The sequence below is a fragment of the Desulfosporosinus burensis genome, from assembly GCF_054657535.1.
The window spans coordinates 19,336-33,561 of the sequence record NZ_BAAHYN010000001.1; the positions used below are offsets into that span (position 1 = coordinate 19,336).

General features: G+C 46.9%; 17 protein-coding genes and 1 riboswitch. Of the genes, 1 reads left to right on the forward strand and 16 read right to left on the reverse strand.

Annotated features, from left to right (window positions below):
- Positions 1-7: 7 nt before the first annotated feature.
- From ACYQ3Q_RS00105 to ACYQ3Q_RS00165, 13 genes are all read right to left on the reverse strand, one after another.
- On the reverse strand, positions 8-478 hold the full coding sequence (locus tag ACYQ3Q_RS00105) for a hypothetical protein (RefSeq protein ID WP_459926647.1): 471 nt from the start codon (positions 476-478) through the stop codon (positions 8-10).
- 34 nt (positions 479-512) lie between these two features.
- A complete protein-coding gene (locus ACYQ3Q_RS00110) occupies positions 513-1,040 on the reverse strand; it encodes a DUF4320 family protein (protein WP_459926648.1) in 528 nt (175 codons plus the stop codon).
- Positions 1,040-1,249, reverse strand: coding sequence for a hypothetical protein (locus tag ACYQ3Q_RS00115; protein ID WP_459926649.1), 210 nt, complete (start codon positions 1,247-1,249; stop codon positions 1,040-1,042). The genes ACYQ3Q_RS00110 and ACYQ3Q_RS00115 overlap by 1 nt, the downstream gene beginning before the upstream one ends.
- A gap of 104 nt (positions 1,250-1,353) precedes the next feature.
- A complete protein-coding gene (locus tag ACYQ3Q_RS00120; RefSeq protein WP_459926650.1) occupies positions 1,354-1,563 on the reverse strand; it encodes a hypothetical protein in 210 nt (69 codons plus the stop codon).
- Between the two features lie 104 nt (positions 1,564-1,667).
- Positions 1,668-1,919: a hypothetical protein gene (locus tag ACYQ3Q_RS00125; protein ID WP_459926651.1), complete on the reverse strand. Its 252-nt coding sequence runs from the start codon at positions 1,917-1,919 to the stop codon at positions 1,668-1,670.
- Positions 1,920-1,971: 52 nt separating this feature from the next.
- Entirely contained in the window at positions 1,972-2,877 is a 906-nt protein-coding gene (locus ACYQ3Q_RS00130) for a hypothetical protein (RefSeq protein WP_459926652.1), read from the reverse strand.
- 11 nt (positions 2,878-2,888) lie between these two features.
- Positions 2,889-3,803 carry a hypothetical protein gene (locus ACYQ3Q_RS00135; RefSeq protein ID WP_459926653.1) on the reverse strand — a complete coding sequence of 305 codons (915 nt, stop codon included), beginning with the start codon at positions 3,801-3,803 and terminating at the stop codon, positions 2,889-2,891.
- Positions 3,796-5,211 carry an ATPase, T2SS/T4P/T4SS family gene (locus tag ACYQ3Q_RS00140; RefSeq protein WP_459926654.1) on the reverse strand — a complete coding sequence of 472 codons (1,416 nt, stop codon included), beginning with the start codon at positions 5,209-5,211 and terminating at the stop codon, positions 3,796-3,798. The genes ACYQ3Q_RS00135 and ACYQ3Q_RS00140 overlap by 8 nt, the downstream gene beginning before the upstream one ends.
- Positions 5,208-5,942, reverse strand: coding sequence for a CpaE/TadZ family protein (locus tag ACYQ3Q_RS00145; RefSeq protein WP_459926655.1), 735 nt, complete (start codon positions 5,940-5,942; stop codon positions 5,208-5,210). The genes ACYQ3Q_RS00140 and ACYQ3Q_RS00145 overlap by 4 nt, the downstream gene beginning before the upstream one ends.
- Positions 5,932-6,651: a Flp pilus assembly protein CpaB gene (gene cpaB / locus ACYQ3Q_RS00150; RefSeq protein WP_459926656.1), complete on the reverse strand. Its 720-nt coding sequence runs from the start codon at positions 6,649-6,651 to the stop codon at positions 5,932-5,934. Before cpaB ends, ACYQ3Q_RS00145 begins: the two co-directional genes overlap by 11 nt.
- A 51-nt stretch (positions 6,652-6,702) precedes the next feature.
- Positions 6,703-9,000, reverse strand: coding sequence for an ATP-dependent DNA helicase (locus tag ACYQ3Q_RS00155; RefSeq protein ID WP_459926657.1), 2,298 nt, complete (start codon positions 8,998-9,000; stop codon positions 6,703-6,705).
- A 571-nt stretch (positions 9,001-9,571) separates the two neighbouring features.
- Positions 9,572-9,985: an RNA polymerase sigma factor gene (locus ACYQ3Q_RS00160; protein WP_459926658.1), complete on the reverse strand. Its 414-nt coding sequence runs from the start codon at positions 9,983-9,985 to the stop codon at positions 9,572-9,574.
- A 515-nt stretch (positions 9,986-10,500) separates the two neighbouring features.
- A riboswitch (cyclic di-GMP riboswitch) is annotated at positions 10,501-10,590 on the reverse strand.
- A gap of 49 nt (positions 10,591-10,639) precedes the next feature.
- Entirely contained in the window at positions 10,640-11,068 is a 429-nt protein-coding gene (locus ACYQ3Q_RS00165) for a hypothetical protein (protein WP_459926659.1), read from the reverse strand.
- A gap of 425 nt (positions 11,069-11,493) precedes the next feature.
- Between ACYQ3Q_RS00165 and ACYQ3Q_RS00170 the strand changes: the two genes are divergently transcribed.
- The gene (locus ACYQ3Q_RS00170) at positions 11,494-11,688 is read left to right on the forward strand and encodes a hypothetical protein (protein ID WP_459926660.1); all 195 of its coding nucleotides are present in this window, start codon (positions 11,494-11,496) and stop codon (positions 11,686-11,688) included.
- A gap of 79 nt (positions 11,689-11,767) precedes the next feature.
- Here ACYQ3Q_RS00170 and ACYQ3Q_RS00175 read toward each other — a convergent pair whose 3' ends face one another.
- The 3 genes from ACYQ3Q_RS00175 to ACYQ3Q_RS00185 all read right to left on the reverse strand — a co-directional run bounded on the left by ACYQ3Q_RS00175 (position 11,768) and on the right by ACYQ3Q_RS00185 (position 14,149).
- On the reverse strand, positions 11,768-12,241 hold the full coding sequence (locus ACYQ3Q_RS00175; protein ID WP_459926661.1) for a hypothetical protein: 474 nt from the start codon (positions 12,239-12,241) through the stop codon (positions 11,768-11,770).
- Between the two features lie 14 nt (positions 12,242-12,255).
- The gene (locus ACYQ3Q_RS00180) at positions 12,256-13,344 is read right to left on the reverse strand and encodes a hypothetical protein (protein WP_459926662.1); all 1,089 of its coding nucleotides are present in this window, start codon (positions 13,342-13,344) and stop codon (positions 12,256-12,258) included.
- Between the two features lie 376 nt (positions 13,345-13,720).
- Entirely contained in the window at positions 13,721-14,149 is a 429-nt protein-coding gene (locus ACYQ3Q_RS00185) for a hypothetical protein (protein ID WP_459926663.1), read from the reverse strand.
- Between the last annotated feature and the right edge of the window lie 77 nt (positions 14,150-14,226).

Sequence of the window (14,226 nt, forward strand, 5' to 3'; positions counted from 1 at the left end):
GACCCCCTTAATCAATTCGGCTGTTGCTGCTGGATATGGTAAAGGGCAGCCGTATTTCTCCCGTTAAAAAGTTGAAGATGCTGCGGGTTCCAATCCAGCCCTCTATGGTAAGGCGAGGCGGGCTTTCCGCAGCCGAGAAGGTCCGTATTTTAAGCTGGTACACAAACCTGTTGTCGGAGTATTTGTTAAGCTCCTGGTCCAGCTTCATGTTTTGGTTAAAATAATCGTACAGCTCCTGCTCCGCGATGGCGGTGTCCATTTTTGCGGTGTCATCCCTTCGGTATTCGTCCAGGATGGCATACTCCACCGCTGAATTTACCCCGCGCTGCAATTCATATTCCACCTGCTGGTACAGGCTTTCGAGACGGAAATATTCGATGATAATGGCTGAAAGGGTCAGGATAACAAACACGATGATAAAAATAAAAAATATGGTGTCCCCTCTTTGACTTTTTAGAACTCGCAGGGCTTTTTCCACACAAAACACGCCTCCCCCCCTGTAGTTTTCTTTGTCAGTCCGGGACCTTCCAGTATTTTTCCGACATGCCTGCAATCCTCACTTTCATGGGTATGATAATCTGGACGGGTGGCGCGAAAGAAGGTCTGAAAATGGTGAATACATGGTTGTACTCCATATCCACAGTAAAGGTATCCCTTAACTGGATTTTTTGGTTCCGCTCATCACAATAAGCAACATCTTCAATGATCATTTCCGGCGACAGGCCGGTCTGCCCTTTTAGCTTGTAAAACACATCATAGACGGTATCCGATACCTGTCCCTCCAGTTCAACCACCCGGACCACTCGGCGGCAGATATGGTTAAGGTTCAAATACGTGGTGAAAATGCTCAGAAAGGACAGCACTGTCGCCAGCAACGTGATGATTATAAAGGTCTTGATAATCAGGTCGTAGTAAGAGCTGCCCCTTCTGTCAGATAAAGACAAGAGGGGAGAAAATCTCCCCCCTATGCCCCGGTGCTGCCTGTTCATCTGACTTTTCACAACTCCCGCATGGGCGGATATACCTGCTAAGTCTGTCATCAGCTCAATAAGCCGGTAATCTTGCTGACAATGCTGTTCCAGATAGTGGTAATCGAGCCCTGGTACAGCGTCATAAACACTGCGCCCACAACTACGACGATCAGCACCACAATCAGCCAGCCCGTCATTTGGTCACCGGACGGATTGGTCAATACCTTCCTTGCCTTCAAGCTCGCTAACTGCATTTTGTTTCTCAAGGTTCTCAACATAATATAAATACCTCCATAATCATTTATTTTTGGATTTGGGCTTCAAAGGAAAAAGGGGGAATTCTACCCCCATGCCTCAGTGGTCTTTTGAGTTTTTGACGATTTTAGCTCAATAAGCCGGTAATCTTGCTGACAATGCTGTTCCAGATAGTGGTGATCGAGCCCTGGTACAACGTCATAAACACTGCGCCCACAACTACGACGATCAGCACCACAATGAGCCAGCCCGTCATTTGGTCACCAGATGGATTGGTCAATACCTTCCTTGCCTTCAAGCTCGCCAACTGCATTTTATTTTTCAAGTTTCTCAACATAATATAAATACCTCCATAATCATTTATTTTTTGTATTTGGGTTTTAAAGGAAAAGGGGGGAATTCTACCCCCATGCCTTCATGGTCTTTTGAGTTTTTGACGATTTAGCTCAATAAGCCGGTAATCTTGCTGACAATGCTGTTCCAGATAGTGGTAATCGAGCCCTGGTACAGCGTCATAAACACTGCTCCCACGACTACGACGACCAGTACGACAATGAGCCAGCCCGTCATCTGATCGCCGGACCTGCTCCGCAGCAGCCCTTTTGTCCTTAAAAGGGCGCTTGTGATTCTGCTTCTCATGGAAATCAACCTCCTTTCCTCTGTGGTTTGGATTGGGTTTTTCCTGTTGCTCATGCTTAACCTCCTGAAAATATAGTTGTATTTGAAAAGGGTTGCCCCGTTTTCACTAAAAAAGTCCCCCCATTGACGTAATCAAGTGAGAGCCGATGACATATAAAAGGCTGGAAAGGGTCACTGCCACCAGGGGGATGGATGCAAGTTTGATTTTGCCGGGCAGCCTGTTGAGGTTTTTCCGCAGGGCTTCCTTTGCCTTGAGGTCCATATCCTTAGCAAGATACATCAGCGCTTCGCCCTGATGCTCCCCGCGGTACAGGCCGATGAGGGCGTTGACCAAAAAGGACACCTCCGAAAGCCCGACGCGTTCTTTGAAGTTCCGAAGGGCGGTTTCTATGTCTTTTGCCTTCATTTCCATCACTAGGACGGCAATATCATAGTAGAAAACTTCGCTGGATATCTTCAGGTAATCCTCGAATATCTGGATCAGGTCCACCTGCACAACTGCTTTTTCGTTGTTTACCCTGATGTCGTCCAGCTTGTAGAGGATGGAACGGACAAAGCTCGGAAGCTCCATTTCAATCAACCTTTTTTTCTCTTTCAATTTATCTTTGAGGTCGGTCACAAAGTGGAAATACACTACCACCGCAAAGATAAGGATTACGGGGGCGATGTTCGTCGCCCCGGCTGCCAGGAGCAGAAGCAAAAGCGGCAGGGTGAAGGCGGCACAGATGAGAGCCCGCGCGTGATATTCCTTCGGTGTCAGGTCAAGCCCTCCGCGCCGCAACATGGATGCCATTTTTGCTTCCTCCTCCGGGTCGATTCGGATAAGCCGGGATACCGGCTTTACCAGGGGCATGACAAAGAGGTTTAATAACCTTGCTCCTGACTGTTCTTTTTCCGCCTGTACGTTTTTGATGTTTTTCTTCATACTCGACCTGGGTATCTTGAGTATCTGTCTGCAAATAAGAAAGCCTGCCGTAGTCAGCAGGACAAAGACAATGATTTTATATAGCAAATTTGAACCTCCTATCTGTTTGCCGGTTTTGTCACCTTCATTACATAGAAGGAAGTCGCAAGGGCGGTCAGCAGCATAACCACAATCAATAGCTTCCCGATGGTGGTTTCCGTCAGGATGGCAAACCATTCGGCATTGGAAAAACGCATCAGGGGAATAATGCTGAACATCATGCCTACCGTCATCAGGTAATCCCTCCAGACCCTCACCATCATGCTATCGCTTTCGATTTGCATCGCTTTGGCGTCGTTCATGGACTGGATGATGGGGAACAGGGCGAATTTCAGCCGCCGGTCGTGGCAGCAGAGGATGAGCATTTTAATCCACTCAGCAAAATACCGGTTCTTTATCTTCGCCGACAGGCGGTACAGTCCGTGCTCCACATTGGGGTTGATGAGCCGGATTTCGGAGACGAACTCGTCAAAGGGTGTCGGCCTGCGCAGATTCACGGGGATATACCGGTTTTTCTCCAGCACATAGGTTTCCACCGCCTTGATGATGTCGTCACATCCCGCAAAGGCATTGGTAATAACGGACATGGTGTTCTCCAGTCCTTCAATCTCTTCCCTTGCCGCTTTGGCACTTTTTATGGTCAGGTAAAAGTAAGGGGCGGGGATCAGGCAGACCGCCATAACCGCTGCCAGTCCGGTGTTGCTAAAAAGCAAGCTTCCGGCCAGAAACCCCACCGAAAAAGCTGCAGCCATCATCAGGCTGAATTTTTTCAGCGTGGTGCCGGTCTGCCGGAACAAGGTTTGGAACCGGAGGTCGATCCGCTCGAATATCTTCAGCCTGGACCCCGACAGGTAAAGCCGCCGCTTTTTCAGGGGGTTTTTCTCCAGCACAAAAGGATTTAGTTTCAGCAGGAGAAATAGGGACAGGCTAATCAATGCAAAAATAATAGCAAGGGATAGCTGAATGTCATTCATGGCCGGCCTCCCTCAGTTTAAAGCCGTTTCCTGCAAAGCGGCGGATTTCCTTTAACTCAACGCCTCCTACCAGCAGCTGTTCGGCAAGGGTGGAGGAGATGCAGCCCAAATGCTTGTGGGTTCCCACGACCTTTACGATTCTGCCGGCTTCATCCCTTTCATATTGGTCTACTTCATATTTGAAAAGGGTATTGCCTGTGACTCCGCCGTCTTTTACTCCGGTGGCTTCAAACACCTCCATGTACTTACGGGATTTGTCGGGGAGCTGTATCTTAAATACCATAATAGGGAAAGCTTCCACGATGTTTTTGAGCAATCGTTCCTCCGACAAGGACGTTCCAGCCTCCAGGCACATGGTGAGGATTCTTTCATAGGCCGTCCGCGCACTGTTGGCGTGGAGGGTGCTGATGATGGTGTGCCCCGTCCGTCCGGCCTCCTGCACCGTCAGGGCTTCCTTGCCCCGCATTTCTGCCGGCACAAGGATTTCAGGGTGCAGCCTTAATGACAGTTTTAAAAGGTCCAGCATAGTGATGGGGTTGGGTTCATCCTTCGTGAGAAGGTGAATCACGTCATTCGTCATCACCCCGTTTTCATCAAACTGTGTTAGGGTCAGCTCGCGGGTGTCCTCTATGGTCACAATTCTTTTGTCCTGGGATACACAGCTTAAAATATATCCCATGTCGGAGGTTTTTCCGCTGCCGGTGGCTCCGGCCAGGGCGACCGATATGCCATTGTTGATGCATAGGGTGAGAAAATCCAGTTCGTCCGCCGTTGCCGTATTCCAGCCGATGAGGTTTTCCCGTGTGATGTAGGAGGGCTTTTGCTTTCGGACCGAAGCAATGGCTCCGGCGTCAGGGTCCACACAGGGGGCGATGGCGCCCGACATGCGTATGCCCCGTGTGATAAAGCTGTCCCCGATGGGCTTGGAGCCGTCCAGGATGACGTTCCCAAACCGGCTCATTTTTCTGGTGATGTTGGCGCAAGCCTCCGGGCTGCCGAAGGTGGTCAGAAGCCGCACCTTTTTGTCCTTGTATAAAACCCATATACCGTTATAACCGTTGACGTTCACTTCTTCCACTTCATCATCCTTGAGATAGGAGGATAAAAGCCCCATGCCGGCCATATCGAAATATACGGCGTCCACCAGCTCGGAGATGTTGGCAATCCCTTTCGCCACCATATGTTCACTGTTCAGATACTGCATAATCAGGTCTTTCAGCTTTTCCTCGGCTTCTTCTGAGTACAATACCTGCGCCAGCTCGGTGGAGTGGTTTTTGGCGATGATCCGCTGCAGCTTATCCAGGATTTCGCCGTAGTCCTGGGCCTCCAGGCTGTTTTCTCCGGTGTCGGAGCGCTGCTTGTTGGCCCTGTAAATCAGCTCATTGATTGAAAACTTGTTATTCATCATGCTTTGCCTCCGCAGATTTCCTCGGATATTTGCTCCAGCACCCTGCCGTAACGCCTGCATACTCTGTCGTGAAAGAGATAGATAGGCGTCCCGGCGTTTTCCAGCTCGCCCGCCCGTTTTACAAAGGGCAGCTCATAGGCAAAGGAAAGCCCCGTCATGCTTTGATAGGTCTTGCCGTCAAACTCGCCGTTGGGGGACCGAAGGATATGGATTTGCTTGCCGGCAATGTGCAGCTCCCGTACAAAATCTTCTATGCCCTGATACCACATTTGCGCCGCTATAGACGGCTTGTGCAGGGTGTAAATCCTTTCGGCCATCCAGAGCCCTGCACCGGATACCGGGTTTGCAAGCTCCCCGGCACCATCAATGATCAGGATGTCGAACACCAGGGACGCAGCGGTAATCATCCGCTCCACGCCTTTAAGCGTCACTGTGTCGCAGAGAAGGCCGGTGTAGTGCGTGGGTGCGGACAGAAAAAACAGGTTTTTGCTTTCCTCGTATTCAGAAAATTTCTCGCCGATGTTGGGATTATCCTCATGCAGCGCGTGAAACAGGCCCTTTTCCGGTGGGATGCTCTGTCCAAAAAAGATTTGAAGATTGCCATAGGTCAGACTGGAGGAAATGATGCCCACCAGATGGTCACGACTGGAAAGGGCGCAGGCCAGGTTGACCGCGAAGGTGCTTTTCCCGCTGTTGTCGCCGCCCCATACGGTGACGATTTTACCGCTCATGGCTCATCCCCCTTTTTTCAAAAATTAAGTGCAGTTTGCCGGTGTACTCGGCTTCGATAAGCTTCGTAGCCTGCGCTTCAGTGACAATCAGGGTAACGACTTTGGGGATGGGGTCACTGGAGCCTTGCTGTTTTTCTGCCTGCTGCTCTCGGACCTGGGCAGTGCTCTGCGTGTGGGAATTTTCCACACTGTAAACCTCCAGCCCTTTCAGTTCGGGGTAAAGGATCACCTGTGAAGAAGCGCTTTGACTTGTGCCCCCTTCCTCCTTGTGGCTTGAAAACACGGCCACCGTCACAATGTCGCCGCTTTGCAGGTGGGAGGAAAGCCCGGTGGCAATACTCGGCACACTCACCGTAACCAGGCGCTTATTATCCCCAGCAATGCGATCCAGCTTTTCATCGGCGATAAACTCACCGAGCTTTTGGGGAAACAGGTAATCCCCTTTGGCAAGATCGATCTGTGCGATCTTCCCCACAATCAGGGTCTTGTCATTGACGATGCCATCTGGCAGACCGAAGCTTCCCACCTCCACCACGGCCAGTTGTTTGTCTTCTATCCTGGTGCCCGCGGGGATATCCTCCGCCACCCGGAACACTGTCACGGTCGCGCCCTTGTCCGCGTAAAGCTTTGGCAGCAGCACAAAGGAAATGGCTGCTGCCAGGATAATGCAGAGGGCACTTAAAAATATCCGGTTTTTAAGAATTCTCAAGTCATCTTCATCCTTTCCTAAAGGTTGTGGCAGGTAAAAAAGCTTAATTATTTATTCAAAATACTCCGCAGCCTTGACGCTTTTCACAAACTCCCCAACCTCGTCAATGGACCCGACTATGGTATATCCGAGGATGGAAGCCAGCACCCTGCGATGGTATTTGCCGTACCTGCTGGCGCGATAATCCAAAATGGCGACCACTCCCGTATCGGTTTCGTTGCGGATCAGCCGTCCAAGACCCTGCCGGAGCCTGGCAATCATCACCGGGAAGGCATACCTGTCAATGAATTGGGAAAGAGAGGAAAAGTCCTTCTTCTTGTACTCCATGATGGGTGACGGTACGGGAAAGGGCAGATTGACCACGATGATGGAGGACAGGATATCGCCGGGGAAGTCTACGCCCTCCCAAAAGGAGCCGGAAGCGAAAAGGACACCGTTCCGGCTTTTTCGATATGCCTCGGCGGTGTTCTTTGTCCCCTTGTGCATGGTGATGAGGGGGAAATGGGTGATTCTGTCCTTCAATAGCTCATGCACAGCCGACAGTAGCTTGTAGGAGGTGAACAAAATGGCGGTATGGCCGTAGGTGGCCTTCACCAACTTTTCAATTTCATCCGAAACGGCGGCTATGTACCGCTCGTCGTTTTTATCGGGAAAGGGTATTTTCTCGGAGAGATAGAGCCTTGTGTTGCTCTTATAGTCAAAGGGTGAAGGCGTCCGTATCTCCGCCAGCAGCAAGGAGGACAGTTTGCCGATGCCTGTCTGCTCCTTGAAAAAGCCGTAGCCTGTGTCGTCGGTCAGGGTGGCCGAGGTCAGTATTTTAGAGGCCATGCCTTTCCACAGCACCTCATAGAGCAGAGCTTCCATGTTGGTGGGGATAGCGGCAAGCTGCCATAATCCGTCGTCGCCCTTCTCAAGCCAGTAGATGATATCCTTCGGCGCCAGAAAGGTTTCAATTCCGCCGCTGATTTCCCGGTGCAGGTGCGCAAGCTGCCGACAACAGGCAATATCCTGAAAGCAAGCCCGGCATATCTCGTCAAGGCTGGCCTGCAAATCCCGCATGGCTTGTTTGACGGCGGCATTGAGCTTCACGTTTTTCCGCCGGTTTTCCTCCGTTTCATCCGTGGGCAGGGTTTTCTCAAGCTCCATAAACAGCCTTTGGTTATGAAAGGCTAGGTCATCGCTTAACAGATAGGCTTTTTTGTGATATGCCTTGTTGCCGGTGGTGTGGTTGTGGAGGATTCGGATAAACTCACCCGTCAGACTGCTTGAAAAGCTTTCTCCCAATATCTGATAGGCAGCGTCCAAGAGTTTATGGGCCTCGTCTATGATATGTACGCTGCATTTCGGTATCAGGGGTGCAAGTCCCGAATACACCCGCTGTACATTGGCAAGATAGTAATTGTGGTTTGTCACCTGAAAGGTATAGCCGTCCGACCTGGCGCGGCTGATATGGTCGATATACCGGCACCTTTTGTAGTAAGGGCAATTGCGGTCGCAGTCCCTGGGCACGTTGATTTTGCGGACTACATGCTGTTTGATGTCGGGGTAAGCGTCTAGGTCAATATCGCCCTGCTCCAGTGTCTTTGCTTTCAGCTTTTGATAAAGCCTTACATCCCTTGAAATATCGCTGTTTTCAAGATAACCCATGAAATCCGCGTAGCGTTCCTGGCACAGATAATGCTCCTTTCCCTTTCGGAGTACGGCGGTAACGGGGCTTGCGATGATTTTATACTCCATCAGTATCCTAGAAAGATCTGGGATAAACTTCCTTATGATGGCCTGCTGTAAATCAATGCTGGAGGTGGTGATGGTAATGGGCGTCGGGCTCATCGGACCGACAAAAACATAGGGGCTCGTCCGTCTTTCCTTCACCTCATACAGACCATAGACGATAGCAGCCACAAGATAAGCAAGGGTTTTGCCCGTGCCCACCTCGGCTTCGCACAGGGCAACCTTTTTATGCCTCATGCTTTCAAACATCATCACCGACAGTTCGATCTGCTTGTCCCGCACCACATAGCTATATTCCGGCAGGAGCTGCCGGAATATGGCTTCAATCAGAATTTGGGGCTGTGGTGGCAGCACAAACTGATATACCTTGCAATGGAGTATCTTTTTAACAAGGCCCGGATAGTCTGTTTCGGAGAACACAGCTCGGCTTGTCGCCAGCACGACTGACTTCTCGGTGGCGTAATTCAGCACAGAGTATGTAAATCTTTTTCCTGAAAATCGGAAATAGACAATATACCTGCCGTCCAGGGTAAAGAAATAACTGCTGTCAGCCTTTATCCTTCCGGCCAGGATGTACTTTTCCAGAATAGAATAGTCTCTCGTCGTTATATCAAACATTATTTATCTCCCTTGAATTTACGAAAATATGGAAATGCCTGGCGACAGAATGGTGCGCCGGAGCACCAATGGTTTCGAAAAACATCAAGGCGTCAATCGCTTTGTGTCCCGGCGCAATAGTTCTGTCGTCAAACAAAAATGGCAAAAATATATGTATCATACTTGTTCACAACGTCCCTGATACAAGGGTATGTACCGGTCTGCTCCTTGCTGGAGAGCAACATATCAACCGGCATGGGTATCAGTTTCCAACCCAAACCGGCCTGATCCCGTCATTCATCGCGGGCTGCCCAATGCGGTGAGGCGTTCAAGGCAGAAGTATCATTGTGTATCCCTTTCCCGGTCATCGCCATTCAACCCGCAACAGGCTGATTCAAAGCCGAGAGTAATCGCTCGCATTCCTATGGAAGGGTCGTGGCGTTCCCGCTTACGTGGCTTGCCGCTGTTAACGGCGGGAAAGGTGGTTTTCCCGATACACCGTATATGCACTTGTCAAGGAACAGCGAGGGAGATAATAAAATAACCCCTCACTTCTATAAGGAAAAAAGTGAGGGGGTGGTCGGAATTATTTTTAAGTTTGTAGTATCTTTTTTAGCTTGCCGAGTATCTTCGTTTTTCTATCATGCAGGGTCGTCTTTGCAATTCCGAGCATAGCGCACAGTTCTCTTTCGCTTTTACCTTTGAAAAACAGCGAATAGATCAATAATCTTTCCTGTTCGGTCAGCATTTCCATCGCCACGGTCAACCCGGAAAGCATCTCGGCCTTGATAAGCTTGTCCTCCGCGGATTCCTGTGTCTGCGATAATAAGTAATCTATCTGAATGCCTTTTTCCTCGCATTCTTCAAAGGATAGATTATTTCGCTCGGAAAGCTTCTCCAAATATGATTCGCGCTCTTTATGCTGATAATATGCCTTGTAAATTTCCTCGGTTACCGGGATTCGCTTCTTATTGATAAGCAGGGTGTATGTTTTGTCCTCCTGCATTTTGATTTCCTCCGTTTCTGATTTGTGAATTTCTCAAAATCAGAAATGGAGGGAGGAGAGCGGCACCCTACCGACTTGACAAGGGTGTCAAAGTATTTAATTGCAACCTGCGGTCGAAAATTTAGATTTTTTGTCAAATAAAAAACCGCAATTTGTGGCTCACAAATTGCGGTTTTACGGCTTGTATGAGGTGTATTGAATTGTAAACTTATTGGGGTCTGCGTGGAATTCCGCAGAGGTCTAAGGTACATATCCGTGTCGGAGAAATTAATCTCTGCATGATAAGTGCCTTTATATCTTTTTTTTAGTTCAGCTACTCTAGCCTTTCTATTATTATTAAAATTCCATTTGCCATTTGCCAGCACCTCACTCACATGAAATGAAAAATACGGCTATAACGGTCATATTTTATTTAAAAATGTCATTGTATTACTGGCAACAAATTATGGAATTCCCTCGTTGCGTCTAAAACGCAAAAAGCCTGCCACTAAGGGCAGGTTTAGACACGTAGTCTCTGCGGTAGCCAGGCTATCATAGTGCTGGTAAGCACCTTAGACCCTATGGCTTTGCGTCCCTGTCTTTTAACAGGTTTGCCCTTAGCGCTGGTAATTCATTTGTAAGCTATTTGCTCGAAATTGAAGCATGTAAATTTTCCTAATACCAATAACTTGAACCCGTGTAAGAAGTCTGTTCTACCAGGACATCATCCTGATAAACTGCTCCGGTTGAAACTAGGCGGTAATAGTAACCGCTCATTAAATACCACTTTTGATTCAGATAGCCGCTGTTGCTGTAAGAAGTGCTTGTCCAGCTATTGACTGCCTGCCAGCTTCCATTGATGTATTGTTGAATGCTGGCATTAATGACTACTTTGTTTATATTGCTACGTGCATAAAGGCTTGTATCAAATTGAGCTAGTCCGCTTCCGGAAATTTCAAAGGAATTTGTGAATTCCGTGATGCTGACCCATAATGGTCCTATTTCTGAATTGGTTACTTGATTTGTCCCGAGGGCAAACACCTGCATGGGAGCCACGCAAAGAATTAGAAGTGACAGGACGAGTGCTACCGCTCTCTTTCTCATAAAAATCACCTCCCTTCATTTATCCCTTCATACAAATAAACGAAAGAAGGCGGCTTTTTGTGACACTTTTTTTGGAAAGATTTTCATTTATTTTTTGAAAATCTTCCTACCAGACAAGTATGACATTATAGTGTTTCGGTCGCACATGTTGATCTTTCGCTAACCATGCATCAACGAGTGAAGCGATGGAATCCATAACTGGAGAAGGCTTTTCTTGAACTAAGTGGTATCTTCCCAGATAGTGTAAGCCAAAGCTAGTAATTTGAAGAGAAAAGCTTCTCATAATAAGCCGGGTCAGAGATCATCCTATCGAATCATTGAGGGGCTTTTTCTCTGTCCTTTACTTAATTTGAGTCCTATAACTAGGGTTAAGCACCCTCGTCCAAATCGGACGAGGGTGCAATTATTGGATAGTTGAATGAGTTTTGTCGAAAATGTTGGTGATACTGTTAGCAGTCTCTTTAATCTGGATTGCCATAAGCAAATTAAACTGGACTCCGTCCGTCTGTCAGTCTGTCCTTCCAACACTTATTCAAGAAGGTGCAGTTTTTGAAAAGTATCTGGAGATTGAGAATATAGCCCAGGCTAGACCGGAGGGGATGAGGGAGAAATATGCCTAGCAGCTTACGGAAAAACAGCAAAGAAAAACCGGGAGTTGTCCCGGTGAGTAGTGTGAAACTAATGTTTATCGTAAAAATGTTAAAATTTTGGGTGCGGTCCCTTCTTATACTTGAGATATAACGTATTGATCGCATCGAAGGTAATATCCTCCGATTTGTATTTTGTACCGTCAATGTCCACAATGTCATTTGCAATAACAAAAAGGCCGATTGAGCTGCTGTCATTGTAAAACGAAATGTAAAGGCAGCGTGCTCGTGTGGGTGCTTGTGTGGTGCATTTGATAAAAGAGGTTTTGTTGAATAAGCTCTCAATCTGCTTTATGATTTCTGGGTCTTTGATATTGACAGTACTGTTGCTATCGCTGCTGACTGGATCACAAATACCAATGCATTTTGTATTTTCAAGCTTTAATGAAATTTCATCTTTATCCTTGGAAATCATATTTTCCCCTTCATTTGATGATTTATGAATCCCGGATGCTGCTAAGATTATCACAAGTATAACTGAGAAAAGGATACCCCATAAAACCCTGTATCTTTCTGTTTTAATCACTTACACTTCCCTTTTTAATGTCTCCAGAAAGTTTTGGAATATAAATAGTATGGGCAGTCATTAATGGGGTGACGATATAAGCCAACAGCGCCCCATTTGGAGGTAACTGTAATATTGGAGCCGCTCACAGATGTAACGTTTCCAGAATGTGCTCCGGTATAATATACCTTGTCACCGGCCGTGGGATTCGTTACTTGGTTATAATAACCATAAGTCATATAATAAGATGGATCATCCATCCACCACGTATTGCCAGTCGAGGATAAGTACCAGGCATATGAATGACAGTTGTAGTTGTAAGTGGCAGTGCCTAGTCTTGTTGCTGTTGGATATGTCGCATCATAGTAGTTATTCAAAAATGTTTTATCAGAAGATGTCATTTCTTGCCGTCTACAGACCAAAACCGGGGTAGCAGACTGCGGAGGATAAACATAGCCATAGTATAAGATATCTCCGGCTGCTGCCGCCATTACCGATGTTTTTTCCATTGTAAGGGACGACGTCTGAAACTTATCGGATACGTGTTGTGAAAGTGCCACTACTGCTTCTTTTTCATCCTGACTCAGTATATCGGATACTTTCGGATAGGTCAACAAAGACTCCATAAACATCTTTTGCATGATTTCTGTATCACTGATATTGTTTTTTGTTTTGACGGCCATTTTTTCCATGCTATTTTTGTAAATAGTTTGAAGCTTTTTCGCCAAGTCTGGTCTCTGCAAAAGAACCGCTGCGCCGTTAAACTCCAAAGAAAGGCCTTCAAACCCTTGTGTTGTATTGTCATAAGCATAAATATCAATCATGAATGGATAGTCAAGTACTGTCTTTAACAACGTTGCCGTATCCATTTTTTCAGCTGTGCTTAGTGGGATATTCAGCATTTCCTTCAGTTGCACTGATGAATAGTTTTTCCATTCCTTTGATTTTGGAGTCATCGAAAATTCGAAGGAATTTTGTGAATCAAGAATGTCTTTTTTATCAATGCTTATATCGCCGACAAAACTGGGGGAAACATGTGTAGAGTCTTCTGCAAATACTGCAGTTGCTCCGACGCTTAATACCATCGCAATAACAAGAATACACGCCAATAGTCTTTTTTTCATTTTAATTTTACCTCCTTGTAAGATTTTTTTGAATACCTTTTTTCAAATTTTGTTAAAGGATTGTTGTCTTTGAACAATTACTACTGCATAATAAGGCGTATAAGCTCTTAAATATTCTTTTAATCAAAGACTTTCAAGAGGTTAGCGATCATTGGAATATGAGAGAGCCTTTTATCGTAGACGGCGATCTTATATGCGCCATGGCCTGTCCACCTCCCTTTTTACATTAAACTTGGCTCTTCCGCAATTGCCGATACATTTAGGTTACTAAATCGCTTCAGTTATTAAAACAACCTTGATATTGTAACGTTCTCCGGATAAGAACTTTTGTTCTTTATCCACTTATGCGGAAGAGCCTTATGAATTACTTTGATTGTCAATACCAATAACTTGAACCCGTATAAGAAGTCTGTTCTACCAGGACATCATCCTGATAAACTGCTCCGGTAGAAGCCAGGCGGTAATAATAACCACTCATTAAATACCACTTTTGATTCAGATAGCCGCTGTTGCTGTAAGTAGTGCTTGTCCAGCTATTGACTGCCTGCCAGCTTCCATTGATGTATTGTTGTATGCTGGCATTAATGACTACTTTGTTTATATTGCTACGTGCATAGAGGCTTGTATCAAATTGAGCTAGTCCGCTGCCGGAAATTTCAAAGGAATTCGTGAATTCCGTGATGCTGACCCATAATGGTCCTATTTCTGAGTTGGTTACTTGATTTGTCCCGAGGGCAAACGCCTGCAGGGGAGCCAGGCAAAGAATTAGAAGTGACAGGACGAGTGCTACCGCTCTCTTTCTCATAAAAATCACCTCCCTTCATTTATCCCTTCATACAAATAAACGAAAGAAGGCGGCTTTTTGTGACACTTTTTTTGGAA

Excerpts from the sequence above, each read along its gene's own strand:
- ACYQ3Q_RS00185 (WP_459926663.1), bottom strand. The coding sequence starts at position 14,149 with ATGAGAAAGAGAGCGGTAGCACTCGTCCTGTCACTTCTAATTCTTTGC.
- ACYQ3Q_RS00110 (WP_459926648.1), bottom strand. The coding sequence starts at position 1,040 with ATGACAGACTTAGCAGGTATATCCGCCCATGCGGGAGTTGTGAAAAGT.
- ACYQ3Q_RS00125 (WP_459926651.1), bottom strand. The coding sequence starts at position 1,919 with ATGAGCAACAGGAAAAACCCAATCCAAACCACAGAGGAAAGGAGGTTG.
- ACYQ3Q_RS00120 (WP_459926650.1), bottom strand. The coding sequence starts at position 1,563 with ATGTTGAGAAACTTGAAAAATAAAATGCAGTTGGCGAGCTTGAAGGCA.
- ACYQ3Q_RS00180 (WP_459926662.1), bottom strand. The coding sequence starts at position 13,344 with ATGAAAAAAAGACTATTGGCGTGTATTCTTGTTATTGCGATGGTATTA.
- ACYQ3Q_RS00160 (WP_459926658.1), bottom strand. The coding sequence starts at position 9,985 with ATGCAGGAGGACAAAACATACACCCTGCTTATCAATAAGAAGCGAATC.
- ACYQ3Q_RS00165 (WP_459926659.1), bottom strand. The coding sequence starts at position 11,068 with ATGAGAAAGAGAGCGGTAGCACTCGTCCTGTCACTTCTAATTCTTTGC.
- ACYQ3Q_RS00145 (WP_459926655.1), bottom strand. The coding sequence starts at position 5,942 with ATGAGCGGTAAAATCGTCACCGTATGGGGCGGCGACAACAGCGGGAAA.
- ACYQ3Q_RS00140 (WP_459926654.1), bottom strand. The coding sequence starts at position 5,211 with ATGATGAATAACAAGTTTTCAATCAATGAGCTGATTTACAGGGCCAAC.
- ACYQ3Q_RS00115 (WP_459926649.1), bottom strand. The coding sequence starts at position 1,249 with ATGTTGAGAACCTTGAGAAACAAAATGCAGTTAGCGAGCTTGAAGGCA.
- ACYQ3Q_RS00135 (WP_459926653.1), bottom strand. The coding sequence starts at position 3,803 with ATGAATGACATTCAGCTATCCCTTGCTATTATTTTTGCATTGATTAGC.
- ACYQ3Q_RS00155 (WP_459926657.1), bottom strand. The coding sequence starts at position 9,000 with ATGTTTGATATAACGACGAGAGACTATTCTATTCTGGAAAAGTACATC.